Genomic DNA, 14,774 nt, shown 5'->3' with positions numbered 1-14,774 from the left:
GGTGACCACCACGCTCTGGGCCGTGTCCGACCTCCACGCGGCGGTCAAGGCCAACGGCGGCAGAATCGACGACATCCAGCCGGAGGACCCCTCCGACTGGTTGATCGTCGCCGGTGACGTCGCCGAACGCACCGACCTGGTGCTGCGCATCCTCGAGCGGCTGCGCCGCCGCTTCGCCTGCGTGATCTGGGTACCCGGCAACCACGAGCTGTTCTCCCGGTCCGCGGACCGCTGCAAGGGCCGCGACAAGTACTCCGAGCTCGTCGCCGGCTGCCGCAGCATCGACGTGCTGACCCCGGAGGACCCGTACCCGGTCTTCGCGGGCGTGACCGTCGTCCCGCTGTTCACCCTCTACGACTACAGCTTCCGACGCCCCGGCATGACGGTGGAACAGGCCGTGGAGGCGGCCCGGGAGAACCAGATCATGATGACCGACGAGTTCGCCATCGCCCCCTTCGCGGACATCCGCGCCTGGTGCTGGGACCGGCTGGCCTACTCCATCAAACGGCTGAGCCGCATCGACGGGCCGACCATCCTGGTCAATCACTGGCCGCTCGTGCAGGAACCCACCCTGAACATGCGCTGGGCCGAACTGGGGCTGTGGTGCGGCACCCGGCACACCCGCACCTGGGCCGAACGCTACAACGCGGAGGCTGTCATCTACGGCCACCTCCACATGCCCGGCGTCGTGGAGGTCGGCGGGGTACCGCACATCGAGGTCTCGCTCGGTTACCCGCGGGAGTGGGAGCGCCACCCCGTGGACCGGCAGTGGCCGTACCCCGTGCTCAGAGAGGGGGAGGACAATGCTTGACGAGAGTCTCTTTCCCCCCTCCGCCCGCTTCTGCTATGTCAAGACCTCCCGGCGTGAGCCCGACCTGCAGAACTTCCGGCACCTCCACCCGCTGGAGCAGGCGCTCGTGTCGCACTCGGTGGACATCCGGAAGGCCGAGTTCGGTGACGCCCGCTGGTGCGCCCACCAGGCGCTGCGGGACCTCGGGCTCACCGGTGAGCAGCCGATTCTGCGCGGGGAGCGGGGCATGCCCCTGTGGCCGTCGACCGTGACCGGATCGCTGACCCACACCGAGGGCTTCCGCGCCGCCGTGGTCGCCCCGCGCCGCCACGTCCGGTCGATGGGGCTGGACGCGGAGCCGGCCGAACCGCTGCCCGAGGGCGTGGTGGGATCCATCGCCCGGGTCGGCGAGTTCGCCCAGCTGGAGCGGTTCCGCGAGAACGGTATGACCTGCGCCGACCGGCTGCTGTTCTGCGCCAAGGAGGCCACCTACAAGGCCTGGTTCCCGATGACCCAGCGCTGGCTCGGCTTCGAGCAGGCCGAGATCGATCTGCGCGAGGACGGCACCTTCATCTCCTACCTGCTGGTCCGGCCCACCCCGGTGCCGTTCATCGACGGCCGCTGGATGCTGCGCGACGGCTACGTGATCGCCTCGGCCGCGGTGGTGTGAGCGGGGCGGTGCCGGTGGGCGGATTGTCCCGGCCGAGATCACCTGACTGAGAGGGCTTCACCGAGATCAGGGGGTGATCTCGGTGGGGAGGACACCCTGCCGCCGAGATCACCGACTCCTCTCGGTGAAGCGGTCTCGGCGAGGCGATCTCGGGCCGGGCGGACGGCTACAACGTCGACGGCCGCGCCACGAACACCGTCGCCAGGCGCTTGCCCTTCTCCCGGATCAGGGCGATCGCCCTGCCCTCGGGGTCGACGGCCGCGTGCACGCCCTGCAGGCCGCGCGGCTCCAGCCACTTGCCCATGGCCAGCGCCGCGCCCTCCTCGGCCGTGACCTCCAGCACCGGGTACGAGCGGATCAGCGCCTCGTCCAGCGACAGTGACAGCCGGGGCTCGTTCTCCAGCGAGTCGAGCTCCACCGCATCCGGTAGCGCGAAGGGACCGACCTCGGTGCGCCGCAGGGCGGTCAGGTGCCCGCCGATCCCGAGCGCCTCGCCCAGGTCGCGGGCGAGGGAGCGGATATAGGTGCCGGAGGAACACGACACGGACACGTCCAGGTCCAGGAACTCACCCTCCCGGCGCAGGTCGTGGATGTCGAAGGAGAAGACCGTCACCGGGCGGGCGGGGATCTCGACCTCCTCGCCGGAGCGCACCAGCTCGTGGGCGCGCCGGCCGGCGATCTTGATGGCACTGACCGACGCCGGACGCTGCATGATCTCGCCCGTCAGCTTCCCGACGGCCGCGCGCACGGCCTCCTCGTCCAGCGCCGCCGCCGACTCGCCCCACGTGTGGTCGCCCTCGGCGTCGTCGGTGGTGGTGGCCGCGCCGAGGCGGATGGTCGCGTCGTAGGCCTTCGTGGTGGCCACGAGGTGGGCGAGGAACCTGGTGCCGCGCTCGATGCCGACGACGAGCACGCCGGTGGCCATCGGATCGAGGGTGCCGGCGTGCCCGACACGTTTCGTGCGGAAGAACCGGCGTAGACGGGAGACCACGTCGTGGGAGGTCATCCCCGCCGGCTTGTCGACGACAACGAGCCCGGAATTGGAAAGCGCATCAGCCATACCGGAAGCTTATGCCGTAGTCTGAAGCGGTGATTGTTTGGCACGGAATAGACGACGTCCCCGCAGATCTGGACGCTTCGGTGGTCACGATCGGCGTCTTCGACGGGGTTCACCGCGGACACCGCCTGCTCATCGAGGAGGCTGTCCGGGTGGCCCACTCGAAGGGCCTGCCGTGTGTGATGGTCACCTTTGACCCGCACCCGCTGTCCGTGTTCCTGCCCGAGCGGGCCCCGGTCCTGCTCGTCCCGCTCGAGCAGCGGCTGCGCCTGGCGATGGAACTCGGCGTCAACGGGGTGCTGGTCGTCGACTTCAGCCGTGAGCTGGCGGGACTGGAACCCGAGGAGTACTTCAACACCCTGCTGCTGGACACGCTCAAGGCCGAGTCGGTGGTGGTGGGCCGGAACTTCACCTTCGGCAACAACGCCGCCGGGACCGCGAGGATGATGCGCGAGCTGGGGGAGCGCAATGGTGTGGACGTGCGCATCGTCGACCTGCTCCATGACGAGGGCATCCGGATCTGCTCATCGACGATCCGTGACTTCCTCGCCGAGAGCGACGTCGAGAGTGCCGCCTGGGCGCTCGGCCGGAACTTCACCGTCACCGGCGAGGTCGTCCACGGCGCGGGCCGGGGCGGGCGTGAGCTGGGGTACCCCACCGCCAACCAGTACTTCCCGGAATCGGTGGCCCTGCCCGCCGACGGTGTCTACGCCGGCTGGTTCACCATCCGCGACGGCCGCCCGATCGACGGCAACATGGAGCGCGACGTGCCCTACCCGGCGGCAATCTCGGTAGGCATCAACCCGACGTTCGGGGATGAGCCGCGCAGCGTGGAGTCCTTCCTGCTCGACCGGGAGGCCGACCTCTACGGTCACGTCGCGGACGTCTCCTTCGTCGGGCACATCCGGGACATGGTGAAGTTCAACTCGGTGGACGAGCTCACGGACGCCATCGAGCGCGACGTCGCCATGACCCGGCGCATCCTCGGGGTCTGAGTCCGGTCATTACACTCGGGGAGGTATCTGACGACACCTTCCAAGGAGAAACTGTGACCAAGAAGATCATCCTGGATCTCGACACGGGCATCGACGACGCCCTCGCACTGGCCTACGCGCTCGGCTCCCCGGAGCTCGAGCTGATCGGCGTGACCGGCACCTACGGCAACGTGCTCGTGGAGACCGGCACCCGCAACGTGCTGGCACTCCTGGAGCTCTTCGGTCGCCCGGACGTGCCCGTGTACGCGGGCATCCCGCACGCCTCCACGAAGGACTCCTTCGAGGTGCTGCCGGTCTCCGAGTTCATCCACGGCAAGAACGGCGTCGGCGAGGCCGAGCTGCCGGAACCGCAGGGCCAGATCCAGGAAACCGGCGCAGTCGACTTCCTCATCGACTCGGTCAAGGAGCACGGCGACGACCTGGTCATCATCCCGACCGGCCCGTCGACCACCATCGCCGCAGCGATCGAGAAGGACCCCTCCTTCGCCGAGAACGCCCACATCATCATGATGGGCGGGGCGCTCACCGTGCCCGGCAACGTCAGCCCCTGGGCCGAGGCCAACGTCAACCAGGACCCGGACGCCACCGACGCCGTGTTCCGGAATGCGAAGGACGTCACCATGATCGGCCTGGACGTCACCCTGCAGACCCTGCTGACCTACGAGGAGACCAGGACCTGGCACGACCTGGGCACCACGGGCGGCGACTTCCTCGGTGTGGCCACGGACTACTACATCAAGTCCTACGAGACGAACTCCCCGCACCTGGGCGGCTGCGGTCTCCACGACCCGCTGGCCGTCGCCGTCGCCGCCGACCCGTCCCTGGTCACCACGCTCGACATCAACCTCAAGGTCGACACCGGGGGCGAGACCCGCGGCCGCACCATCGGCGACGAGACGCGTCTGAACGACCCGGTCAAGACCGCGCACGTCGCCGTCGGTGTCGACGTCGAGCGTTTCCTGGGCGAGTTCATGGAGCGGCTGACCAGCCTGGCGGAGAACACCGACCTGCGCCAGTGATTTGGTCGGCGCCGTGGGGGACCGGTAAGGTTTTCTGAGGCTCAATGCGACTGCGGTCCACAGCAGTTGCGCCCTCTGCCCCGGCAGAGTCATTTCATGTGGACTGAAACAACCATCAGGAGATATCCCCATGGCTCTTTCCGCCGAGAAGAAGAAGGCCATCCTGGCCGAGTACGGCCTGCACGAGACCGACACCGGTTCCCCGGAGGCCCAGGTCGCCATGCTGACCGACCGCATCAACACCCTGACCGAGCACCTGAAGTTCCACAAGCACGACCACCACTCCCGTCGTGGCCTGCTGCTGCTCGTCGGCCGTCGCCGCGGTCTGCTCAAGTACCTGGCCGACAACAACGTCAACCGTTACCGTGACCTGATCGCCCGCCTAGGCCTGCGTCGCTAGGTAACGTCGCGCGTCGCTTTCCGACGCCGCGCACGACCCGCCGTTCCGCACTTGCGCGGATGGCGGGTTTTCTCATGTCAGGAGCGCCCCGGCGGCCACGTTCGTCAGCACGTGGGCGATCACCCCCGGCAGGACGGAGCCGCTGCCGCGGCGCAGCACACCGGCCACGAGTCCGAGCAGGAACTGGACCGGCAGCAGGATCCACAGGCGGGCGTCGACAAGCAGCAGGAAAAGGTGGGGGAGCAGGAAGATCACGGCCTGCCCCCACAGGGCGGCGCGCGCGCCGAAGCGACGGGCGAGGTGGCCCTGGACGAAGCCGCGGAAGAAGATCTCCTCGCCGGCGGCCGCGGCGGCCACGCCCACCGCCGCGGAGAATCCGGTGACCGCGCCGGTGGTGCCGGGCCCGATCGTCAATCCCGTGGGCAGGTTCAGCGCGGTGAACAGTCCGAGCATCAGGCCGAGCAGACCGACGACCACACCCCAGCCCACCCACCACCAGTCGGTGGGCAGGAGCCCGTTGCGGCGGCGGACCGGATCGCCGCCGCGCGCCACCGCCAGGTCGACCAGCGTGGGCAGCGACCACAGCAGCAGCATGAGCATGGTTCCAACCTAACCCGGTCGGACTGTTCACACGTCGTTTCAGCTGGTAGAATTGGGGCCGTTGTATCGCAAAGACAGCATTACGGCGGCATCGACGATCGCCGGAGAAACAGACACTCTGAGGAGAATGCATGAGTGACGTGGAATTCCACGTGGACGAGGACTTCGGCGTGACCGAGGCCATCGCCAATATCGACAACGGGGACTTCGGTACCCGCACCATCCGGTTCGAGACCGGACAGCTCGCCCGCCAGGCCGGCGGCTCCGTCACCACCTACCTGGATGACGACAACATGCTGCTGGCCACCACCACCGCCTCCGGCAGCCCGCGCGAGCACCTCGACTTCTTCCCGCTGACCGTGGACGTCGAGGAGCGCATGTACGCCGCCGGTCGCATCCCCGGCTCCTTCTTCCGCCGCGAGGGCCGCCCGTCGACGGACGCCATCCTCGCCGCCCGCCTGATCGACCGCCCGCTGCGCCCGACCTTCGTCAAGGGCCTGCGCAATGAGGTCCAGGTCATCATCACCGTCCTCTCGCGCGATCCCGAGGACTACTACGACGTCGTCGCCATCAACGGCGCCTCCGCCGCCACCCAGCTGTCCGGCGTGCCGGTCTCCGGCCCGGTCGGCGGCGTGCGCATGGCGCTGGTCGTCGACGACAGGCACCCCGAGGGTCAGTGGGTCGCCTTCCCGACCCAAGCGCAGCGCGAGAGCGCCGTGTTCGAGATGGTCGTCGCCGGCCGTCAGGTCAGTCGTGGACAGGGCCGCAAGAACGTCGATGACGTCGCCATCATGATGGTCGAGGCCGGCGCCGGTGACGGTGTCGTCGGCCGCATCGCCGAGGGCGCCCCCGCCCCGAGCGAGAGTGTCGTATCCGAGGGCCTGGAGGCCGCGAAGCCGTTCATCGCCACCCTGTGCAGGGCACAGGCCGGCCTGGCCGAGCGGGCCGCCAAGGACGTCCAGGAGTTCCCGCTCTTCCCGGCCTACTCCGACGACATCTACGCCGCCGTGGAGAAGAAGGCCACCAAGAAGCTGACCCAGCTGATGACCATCAAGGGCAAGCATGAGCGCCAGGACGCAACCGATGAGCACATGGCGGCCGTCGAGGAGGAGCTGCTCGACCGCTTCTCCGGCAACGACAACGCCGGCAAGGAGATCCGCGCCGCCTACACCGCGCTGATGAAGAGCATCGTCCGCGAGAAGATTCTCACCGAGAACTTCCGCATCGACGGCCGCGGGGTCTCCGACATCCGCGATCTCGGCGTCGAGGTCGACCTTCTCCCGCGTGCCCACGGCTCCTCCCTGTTCGAGCGTGGCGAGACCCAGATCCTGGGCGTGACGACCCTCGACATGCTCAAGATGGAGCAGCAGATCGACTCCCTGGCACCGGAGACCTCCAAGCGTTACATGCACCACTACAACTTCCCGCCGTACTCTACCGGCGAGACCGGTCGGGTGGGCTCCCCGAAGCGCCGCGAGATCGGCCACGGTGCCCTCGCCGAGCGCGCCCTGCTGCCGGTCATCCCGTCGCGCGAGGAGTTCCCCTACGCCATCCGCCAGGTCTCCGAGGCGCTGGGCTCCAACGGTTCGACCTCCATGGGCTCGGTCTGCGCCTCCACGCTGGCGCTGTACAACGCCGGTGTGCCGCTGAAGGCCCCGGTGGCCGGTATCGCCATGGGGCTGGTCTCCGGCGACGTGGACGGCGAGACCAACTACGTCGCGCTGACCGACATCCTGGGCGCGGAGGACGCGTTCGGCGACATGGACTTCAAGGTCGCCGGCACCGCCGAGTTCATCACCGCCCTGCAGCTGGACACCAAGCTCGACGGCATCCCGTCGCAGGTCCTGGCCGACGCCCTCGAGCAGGCCAAGGAGGCGCGTCTGACCATCCTCGAGACGATGGCCCAGGTCATCGACAGCCCCGACGAGATGTCCCCGCTGGCCCCGAAGATCACCGCGATCAACGTGCCCGTCTCCAAGATCGGTGAGCTCATCGGCCCGAAGGGCAAGACCATCAACTCCATCACGGAGGACACCGGCGCCGACGTCTCCATCGAGGAGGACGGCACCGTCTACGTCTCCGCGGCCACCGGCGAGTCCGCGGACGCCGCGATCGAGAAGATCAACGCGATCGCCAACCCGCAGTTGCCGAAGGTCGGCGAGCGCTTCCTGGGCACCGTCGTCAAGACCGTCGCCTTCGGTGCGTTCGTCTCCCTGCTGCCGGGCCGCGACGGCCTGATCCACATCTCGAACCTCGGCGGCGGCCAGCGGGTCGAGAAGACCGAGGACGTGGTCAACGTCGGCGACAAGCTCCAGGTGGAGATCGTCGACATCGACAGCCGCGGCAAGATCTCCCTGGTGCCGGTCACCGAGGACTAGTCTCCGCGACGTTCACGACGCCCGTGTCACCTCCTTGAGAGGGGTGCCGCGGGCGTCGGCGTTCCCACAGTGGTGGGCTGGCCCGTGGGCGATGACGGGGCGATAATGGCCCCGTGACCACCGAGACTGTCCTCGCCCTCCCGTTCACCGGCCGCTGGCTGGCCCGTAACTCGCCTGCGCGGAAGGTGCCGAGCCATGGATCACATCTGCTCGGCACGACCTATTCGATCGACTTCCTCGGGGTGGACGACCGCGGTCGCAGCGCACCGTGGGGCTGGTGCTCAGCCTTCGCTGTTGAGAAACCGACGGTCTTCGCCGGTTTCGGACGGCCGATCCTCGCGCCCGCCGACGGGGAGGTCATCGTCGCCCACGACGGCGAGGAGGACCACGTCGCCCGCCGCTCCCAGCTCACCCTGGCCACCTACTACTTCAGCCAGCCCTCCCGCTACCGCCGGGGCGGCCCCACGGCCATCGCCGGCAACCACGTCATCATCGCGCTGGGGGAGAATGGGCCCTTCGTGACGCTGGTGCACCTGAGGCGGGGCGGTGCGGGTGCGCCCGGGGCAGCGGGTGTCAGTGGGGGAGCAGGTGGCCGAGTGCGGCAACTCCGGAAACAGCACCCAACCGCACGTGCACGTCCAGGTCACCGACTCGACCGACTGGGAGACCTGCCGCGGGCTGCCCATGGTCTTTCGGCATCCTGATGGATCGGCCTGGCTACCCGGGGAGGGCGAGATCGTCGATGCCTGAGCAGTTGGTCAAGGCCTGGTCCTTGGTTCAGTCATGCGCGAAATCGATGACGACCCGGGTCGGGTTCTGCAGCAGGGACACGGAGTAGGGGAGTTTCTCCTCCAACCCGATGACGAACTCGGAGTGGCCCTCGAAGATGCTCGTGAAGGTCACTCCGGTGACGTGGCCGGCGCCCTCCACCGTCGTATGCTCCATGGGTTCTATGCCCAGGTCGAAGGGGTAGGGGGTGCCCACGATGCTGACCTGCAGCGCGATGGCACCCTCGTACTCGACCGGGAAACCGGAGGCCTGCTGCGCCGGGGTCTCGGTGTAGTCGATGAACCAGCCGGGCAACCCCTCGCCCTCGAGGTCGAAGACCAGCCGGTCGAAACGCTCGTGCTCGGCCACGCGCACGCCTGTGACGGCCAGCCGCCAGGGCCCTTCGGGGTCCTTCTGCTTCCGGGCGAGGTCGGGGTTGCCCAGTGGTGGCAGGGCGGTCGGCGACGCCGCCGGGGGAACCGTCACCGTGACGGTCACCGTTCCGGTGTCGGTGTCGGTGGCGGTGGTGGTGGCCGTGGTGGTCTCGGGCGAGGGTGCCGCCGGAGCGTCGGGGGTGGGGGCGGTGACGGTCGTCGTGACGGTCTCCGGGGCGGAATTCCCGTCGTCACCCGGCGTGCCCCCGGTGCCACAGGCCGAGAGGGTGAAGGCGGCGAGGGCCGCCGCGCAAGCGCCCGCGAGGGGGGCTCGGGCGGGCCGGGGGAACAGGATGTGCCGCTTCATATCTCCACGGTATGGCCCCACACCTCGCCCTGCCAGGGGGGCGGGGAAGAAGCTACCGTTTCGTGAGGGAACTGTTGTGGGGGAAACGGCCCCCGGGGGATCAGCCCTTGTACTGGGCGAGCTGGATGAGGTTGCCGCAGGTGTCGTCGAGGACGGCGACGATCACGGTGTCGGCGTCCGTCGGTTCCATGGTGAAGCGCACCCCCTGTCCGGTGAGCCGCTCGAACTCGGCCCGGACATCGTCCACGGCGAACTGAGTGAAGGGGATGCCGTCATTGAACAGCGCCTCCTTGAATGTTTTCGCCGCCGGGTGGGCGTCGGGTTCGAGGAGCAGTTCGGTGCCCTCCGGGTTTTCGGGGGAGACGACGGTGAGCCAGCGGGCGTCGCCGACGGGGACGTCGTGTTTGACCCGGAAGCCGAGGACCCCGGTGTAGAACTGGTGGGCCTTCTCCTGGTCGTCGACGAGGACACTGGTGATGTTGATGCGCATGTCCCCATTGTGCTTGGAGCGGGGGCGCCACGGCTGACACCGTCACCCCCTGACCTCCCCTCGGTGAGCGCAGCAACCCCTTTCTCAGGTGTTTTTAGTAAATCGGTAAGGTTTTTCTTTCTTTCTGGTAGAAGTTTAACTGGAACGAGCCAAGGTCTCCCCGGAAATCAAAGCGCCTAGAATGGGAGCCTGAATCTCGGTAACACCTATTTCTCTATCCCGCCAGGAGGCAGTATGACAATCAAGGTTGGAGTTCTCGGGGCACAGGGCCGCGTCGGCTCGTCGGTGGTCGACGGCGTCAACGCCGCGGACGACCTCGAGCTGGTCGCGGCGCTCGACCGCGGCGACGATCTGCAGGCCCTCGTCGACAACGGTGCCGAGGTCATCGTCGACTTCACCACCCCCGGTGTCGTCATGGACAACCTGGAGTTCTGCATCGCCAACGGCATCCACTGCGTCGTCGGCACCACCGGCTTCGACGAGGAGCGCCTGGGCCGGGTCCGCCAGTGGCTGGAGGACAACCCCGGCACCGGTGTGCTGGTCGCCCCGAACTTCGCCATCTCCGCGGTGCTGGCGATGTCCTTTGCCAGGCAGGCCGCCAGATTCTTCGACTCGGCCGAGGTCGTGGAGTACCACCACCCGAACAAGCTCGACGCCCCGTCAGGCACCGCCATCCACACCGCCCAGGGCATTGCGGACGCCCGCCGGGAGGCCGGTCTGTCCGCCATGCCCGACGCCACCGAGCAGCAGCTCGAGGGCTCCCGCGGTGCGGACGTCGACGGCGTGAAGGTCCATGCCGTACGCATGACCGGCATGGTCGCCCACGAGGACGTCATCTTCGGCGCCCAGGGCCAGTCCCTGACCATCCGCCAGGACTCCTACGACCGGACCTCCTTCGTCCCGGGTGTGCTCGTCGGCGTGCGCGACGTCGCCGAGCATCCGGGCCTGACCGTGGGGCTCGACGGCTACCTGGGGATCTGATCGTGGCCAAGCCAGTGGAGCTGGACGTCCAGCTCATCGCCGCGACGCAGTTCAGCCCCCCGGTCGACGTCGACTGGTCCGCCGACGGAACCGCCACCGACGCGGAGGCGCTCGTCGAGTTCGCCGGACGGGCCTGCTACGAGTCCTTCGACAAGCCCAACCCCCGCACGGCCGCCAACGAGGCCTACCTCCGCCACATCATGGAGGTCGGCCACACGGCCCTGCTCGAGCACGCCACCGCCACCCTCTACATCCGGGGGCTGTCGCGCTCGGCCAGCCACGAGCTGGTGCGCCACCGCCACTTCTCGTTCTCGCAGCTGTCGCAGCGCTTCGTCCACACCGACGAGGCGGAGGTGGTGCTCCCGCCCCTGATCGCCGACGATCCGGAGCTCGAACGGCTGATGCTGCGCGCCGTCGACGAGTCCCGCTTCGTCTACCAGGAGCTGCTCGACGCCCTCGAGGAGAAACTCGCGGACGAGCCCAACGCCCTGCTACGCAAGAAGCAGGCGCGCCAGGCCGCCCGCAGCGTCCTGCCGAACGCGACGGAGACCCGCATCGTCGTCACCGGCAACTTCCGGGCCTGGCGCCACTTCATCGGCGCGCGGGCCACCGAACACGCGGACGTGGAGATCCGCGCGCTGGCCGTGGCCTGCCTCAAGCTGCTGCGCGGGCAGGCGCCGGTGCTGTTCTCCGACTTCCAGATTTCCACCCTGTCCGACGGCTCCGAGATGGCCGTCAGCCCCTACGTCACGGACATTTAGGCACAACATCCCGTCGGGTCAATTCCCCGGTGGGAGGGAGAGAAGGTAACCTTGACCACCATGAGCACAGGTTTGACAGCGAAGACCGGAGTGGAGCACTTCGGTACGGTCTGTGTCGCCATGGCCACCCCCTTCGACGGGGACGGCAATCTCGATATTGCCGCCGGCCGACGCCTCGCCGCCCACCTGGTCGACAACGGCTGCGATTCCCTGGTCCTCGCGGGGACCACGGGGGAGTCGCCGACGACGACCACGGCGGAGAAGCTGGACCTGCTCAAGGCAGTGAAGGATGAGGTCGGTGACCGTGCGAAGCTCATCGCCGGCGCCGGAACGAACAACACCGCCTCCTCGGTCGAGCTGGCACGGGTTTCCGCGGAGGCGGGCGCAGACTCCCTCCTCGTGGTCACCCCGTACTACTCGCGGCCGAACCAGGAGGGCCTCGTCCAGCATTTCACCGCAGTCGCCGACGCCACCGATCTTCCGGTGTGCCTCTACGACATCCCCTCGCGATCCAATATCCCGATCGAGTCCGACACCATCCGTCGGCTCGCCGAACACCCGCGCATCATGGCGGTCAAGGACGCGAAGGGCGACCTCGGTGCTGCGGCCGTGCTCATGCAGGAGACCGGTCTGGCCTGGTACTCCGGCGACGACCCGCTGAACGTACCGTGGCTGTCCATCGGCGCCTCGGGCTTCATCTCCGTCGTCGGCCACGCCGCGCCGAAGGCCCTGCGTGAGCTCCACACGAGTTTCGAGGAAGGCGACCTCGCCCGGACCCGGGAGATCAACGCCGATATTCTTTCCCCGCTGACCGCCGCCCAGGCCCGCCTGGGTGGCGTCAGCCTCGCCAAAGCTGCCCTGCGACTGCAGGGCATCGAGGTGGGGGATCCGCGCCTGCCGATCACCGCTCCGGATGAGCGGCAGGTGGCGGACCTCCGCCGTGACATGGAAAAGGCTGGAGTCCTTTAAATATGACTGAACCCCGTAATCGTTCCCGGAAGGTCACCCGCAAGGCAGGCCCGCCGGAGACCGGCGACACCACCGGTGCATCGCCGGTCTTCCAGGCGCCGACCCCGGAGACGACTACCGACGGAGCCGACAAGGCGACCGGTGACAACGCCTCCGCCGGTGACGGCAACCAGAACGGCCGCGGCAACAGCGGCGGTGGCAACAACGGCAACCGTTCCCGCGGCAATTCCCGGCGTGGCCGGGGCTCCCGCGGCGGTCGCAGCGGCGGCCAGGGTGGCGACAACCAGGGTGGCAACCGCCAGGGCGGCAACCAGGGCGACGGCAACAAGGGCGGCGGCCGCAACCGCCGCAACGTCGTCAAGTCCATGCAGGGTGCCGATCTGACCAAGCGCCTGCCGGAGCCGCCGAAGGCCCCGAAGAACGGCCTGCGCATCTACGCGCTCGGTGGCATCTCCGAGATCGGCCGCAACATGACGGTCTTCGAGTACAACAACCGTCTGCTCATCGTGGACTGCGGCGTGCTCTTCCCGTCCTCCGGTGAGCCGGGCGTGGATCTGATTCTGCCGGACTTCGGTCCGATCGAGGATCAGCTGCACCGCGTCGACGCGCTGGTGGTCACCCACGGCCACGAGGACCACATCGGCGCCATCCCGTGGCTGCTCAAGCTGCGCCCTGACCTGCCGATCCTGGCCTCCCGCTTCACGCTGGCCCTCATCGCGGCCAAGTGCAAGGAGCACCGCCAGCGCCCGAAGCTGATCGAGGTCGACGAGAAGTCCAACGAGAACCGCGGACCGTTCAACATCCGCTTCTGGGCCGTCAACCACTCCATCCCGGACTGCCTCGGCCTGGCCATCAAGACCGGCGCCGGTCTGGTCATCCACACCGGCGACATCAAGCTGGACCAGACCCCGACCGGCGGTCGGCCGACCGACCTGCCGGCGCTGTCCCGCTTCGGCGACGAAGGCGTCGACCTGATGCTCGCCGACTCCACCAACGCCACCACCCCCGGCGTGTCCGGCTCGGAGGCGGAGGTCGTCCCGACCGTCAAGCGCCTGATCGGCGAGGCGAAGCAGCGCGTCATCTTCGCGTCCTTCGCCTCGAACGTCTACCGCGTGCAGGCGGCCATCGACGCCGCCGTGGCCGCCGGCCGCAAGGTCGCGTTCAACGGCCGCTCGATGATCCGCAACATGGAGATCGCCGAGAAGATGGGCTATCTCAAGGCCCCGCGCGGCACCATCGTCTCCATGGACGACGCCGCCAAGATGGCGCCGCACAAGGTCCTGCTGATCACCACGGGCACGCAGGGTGAGCCGATGGCCGCCCTGTCGCGCATGGCCCGCCGCGAGCACCGCCAGATCACCGTCCGCGACGGCGACCTGATCATCCTGTCCTCGTCGCTGGTCCCCGGCAACGAGGAGGCGGTCTTCGGCGTGATCAACATGCTCGCCCAGATCGGTGCGACAGTGATCACCGGCCGGGACGCCAAGGTCCACACCTCGGGCCACGGCTACTCCGGCGAGCTGCTGTTCCTCTACAACGCCGCCCGGCCGAAGAACTTCATGCCGGTCCACGGCGAGTGGCGCCACCTGCGCGCCAACAAGGAACTGGCGATCTCCACCGGCGTCGACCGCGACCACGTCGTGCTGGCCCAGAACGGCGTCGTCGTCGACCTCGTCGACGGCCGCGCCCGCGTCGTCGGCCAGATCCCGGTCGGCAACCTCTATGTCGACGGTGTCACCATGGGTGACGTCGACGCCGACATCCTCGCCGACCGCACCAGCCTCGGCTCCGGCGGCCTGATCTCCATCACGGCGGTCATCGACAACCGCACCGGCCGCCTGCTGGAGGCCCCGACGGTCCAGACCAAGGGCTTCTCCGAGGACGCGAAGACCATGATGCCGGAGGTGCGCGAACTGGCCGAGAACGTCATGAACGATCTCGCCGCCGAGGGGGAGAACGATCCCTACCGCATGGTCCAGCAGCTGCGCCGCAAGGTCTCCCGCTTCGTGGAGCAGAAGTGGCGCCGCGAGCCGATGATCCTGCCGACGGTCGTCCCGATGACCGCCGGCGACGAGACCATCGACGACGCCGAGGTGGAGTCCTCCTCGCTGCCGTCGCTGTAGCTCGCCCCGGCTCCCGCGGACACCGCACCCCA

The 14,774-nt window shown here is 68.4% G+C and carries 15 protein-coding genes; 11 read left to right on the top strand and 4 right to left on the bottom strand.

The features are described from left to right. The first annotated feature begins 1 nt into the window (after position 1). Together A605_RS08740 and A605_RS08735 are read left to right on the top strand one after the other, a co-directional pair. Entirely contained in the window at positions 2-811 is an 810-nt protein-coding gene (locus tag A605_RS08740) for a metallophosphoesterase family protein (RefSeq protein ID WP_015401143.1), read from the top strand. Further along, positions 804-1,460 (top strand): 4'-phosphopantetheinyl transferase family protein, encoded by a 657-nt coding sequence (locus A605_RS08735; RefSeq protein ID WP_015401142.1) that lies wholly within the window; start codon positions 804-806, stop codon positions 1,458-1,460. The genes A605_RS08740 and A605_RS08735 overlap by 8 nt, the downstream gene beginning before the upstream one ends. Before the next feature lie 166 nt (positions 1,461-1,626). On the opposite strand, the gene truB is transcribed toward A605_RS08735, so the two are convergent. Then, positions 1,627-2,520 carry a tRNA pseudouridine(55) synthase TruB gene (gene truB / locus A605_RS08730; protein ID WP_015401141.1) on the bottom strand — a complete coding sequence of 298 codons (894 nt, stop codon included), beginning with the start codon at positions 2,518-2,520 and terminating at the stop codon, positions 1,627-1,629. Between the two features lie 29 nt (positions 2,521-2,549). On the opposite strand from truB, the gene A605_RS08725 reads away from it, so the two are divergent. The 3 genes from A605_RS08725 (at position 2,550) to rpsO (ending at position 4,931) form a co-directional block, all read left to right on the top strand. Further along, on the top strand, positions 2,550-3,512 hold the full coding sequence (locus tag A605_RS08725; protein WP_027004116.1) for a bifunctional riboflavin kinase/FAD synthetase: 963 nt from the start codon (positions 2,550-2,552) through the stop codon (positions 3,510-3,512). Between the two features lie 53 nt (positions 3,513-3,565). Further along, positions 3,566-4,531, top strand: coding sequence for a nucleoside hydrolase (locus tag A605_RS08720; RefSeq protein ID WP_015401139.1), 966 nt, complete (start codon positions 3,566-3,568; stop codon positions 4,529-4,531). A 130-nt stretch (positions 4,532-4,661) separates the two neighbouring features. Further along, a complete protein-coding gene (rpsO, locus tag A605_RS08715; protein ID WP_015401138.1) occupies positions 4,662-4,931 on the top strand; it encodes a 30S ribosomal protein S15 in 270 nt (89 codons plus the stop codon). A gap of 72 nt (positions 4,932-5,003) precedes the next feature. Here the strand turns inward: rpsO and A605_RS08710 are convergent, their stop codons facing one another. Then, positions 5,004-5,531 (bottom strand): CPBP family intramembrane glutamic endopeptidase, encoded by a 528-nt coding sequence (locus A605_RS08710; protein WP_015401137.1) that lies wholly within the window; start codon positions 5,529-5,531, stop codon positions 5,004-5,006. A 131-nt stretch (positions 5,532-5,662) separates the two neighbouring features. Between A605_RS08710 and A605_RS08705 the strand changes: the two genes are divergently transcribed. Then, entirely contained in the window at positions 5,663-7,909 is a 2,247-nt protein-coding gene (locus A605_RS08705) for a polyribonucleotide nucleotidyltransferase (RefSeq protein WP_015401136.1), read from the top strand. Positions 7,910-8,455: 546 nt separating this feature from the next. Then, positions 8,456-8,659 (top strand): M23 family metallopeptidase, encoded by a 204-nt coding sequence (locus A605_RS16045; RefSeq protein ID WP_211208970.1) that lies wholly within the window; start codon positions 8,456-8,458, stop codon positions 8,657-8,659. Between the two features lie 27 nt (positions 8,660-8,686). On the opposite strand, the gene A605_RS15500 is transcribed toward A605_RS16045, so the two are convergent. Both A605_RS15500 and A605_RS08690 read right to left on the bottom strand, forming a co-directional pair. Next, positions 8,687-9,418 carry an AMIN-like domain-containing (lipo)protein gene (locus tag A605_RS15500; RefSeq protein ID WP_015401134.1) on the bottom strand — a complete coding sequence of 244 codons (732 nt, stop codon included), beginning with the start codon at positions 9,416-9,418 and terminating at the stop codon, positions 8,687-8,689. Between the two features lie 100 nt (positions 9,419-9,518). Further along, a complete protein-coding gene (locus A605_RS08690) occupies positions 9,519-9,908 on the bottom strand; it encodes a VOC family protein (protein WP_015401133.1) in 390 nt (129 codons plus the stop codon). A 234-nt stretch (positions 9,909-10,142) separates the two neighbouring features. Here A605_RS08690 and dapB point away from each other — a divergent pair, with 234 nt between their 5' ends. From dapB to A605_RS08670, 4 genes are read left to right on the top strand one after another with little or no spacing between them, the layout of a single operon-like run. Then, positions 10,143-10,889 (top strand): 4-hydroxy-tetrahydrodipicolinate reductase, encoded by a 747-nt coding sequence (dapB, locus tag A605_RS08685; RefSeq protein WP_015401132.1) that lies wholly within the window; start codon positions 10,143-10,145, stop codon positions 10,887-10,889. A 2-nt stretch (positions 10,890-10,891) separates the two neighbouring features. Further along, positions 10,892-11,650, top strand: a complete 759-nt coding sequence (thyX, locus tag A605_RS08680; RefSeq protein ID WP_015401131.1) for an FAD-dependent thymidylate synthase — start codon at positions 10,892-10,894, stop codon at positions 11,648-11,650. A 60-nt stretch (positions 11,651-11,710) separates the two neighbouring features. Next, entirely contained in the window at positions 11,711-12,619 is a 909-nt protein-coding gene (dapA, locus tag A605_RS08675) for a 4-hydroxy-tetrahydrodipicolinate synthase (protein WP_015401130.1), read from the top strand. 2 nt (positions 12,620-12,621) lie between these two features. Further along, positions 12,622-14,742, top strand: coding sequence for a ribonuclease J (locus A605_RS08670; protein ID WP_015401129.1), 2,121 nt, complete (start codon positions 12,622-12,624; stop codon positions 14,740-14,742). Positions 14,743-14,774 lie beyond the last annotated feature (32 nt).

The organism is Corynebacterium halotolerans YIM 70093 = DSM 44683 (genome assembly GCF_000341345.1).
In the GTDB taxonomy this organism is placed as follows: domain Bacteria; phylum Actinomycetota; class Actinomycetes; order Mycobacteriales; family Mycobacteriaceae; genus Corynebacterium; species Corynebacterium halotolerans.
This window is presented reverse-complemented; position numbering and strand designations above follow the sequence as displayed.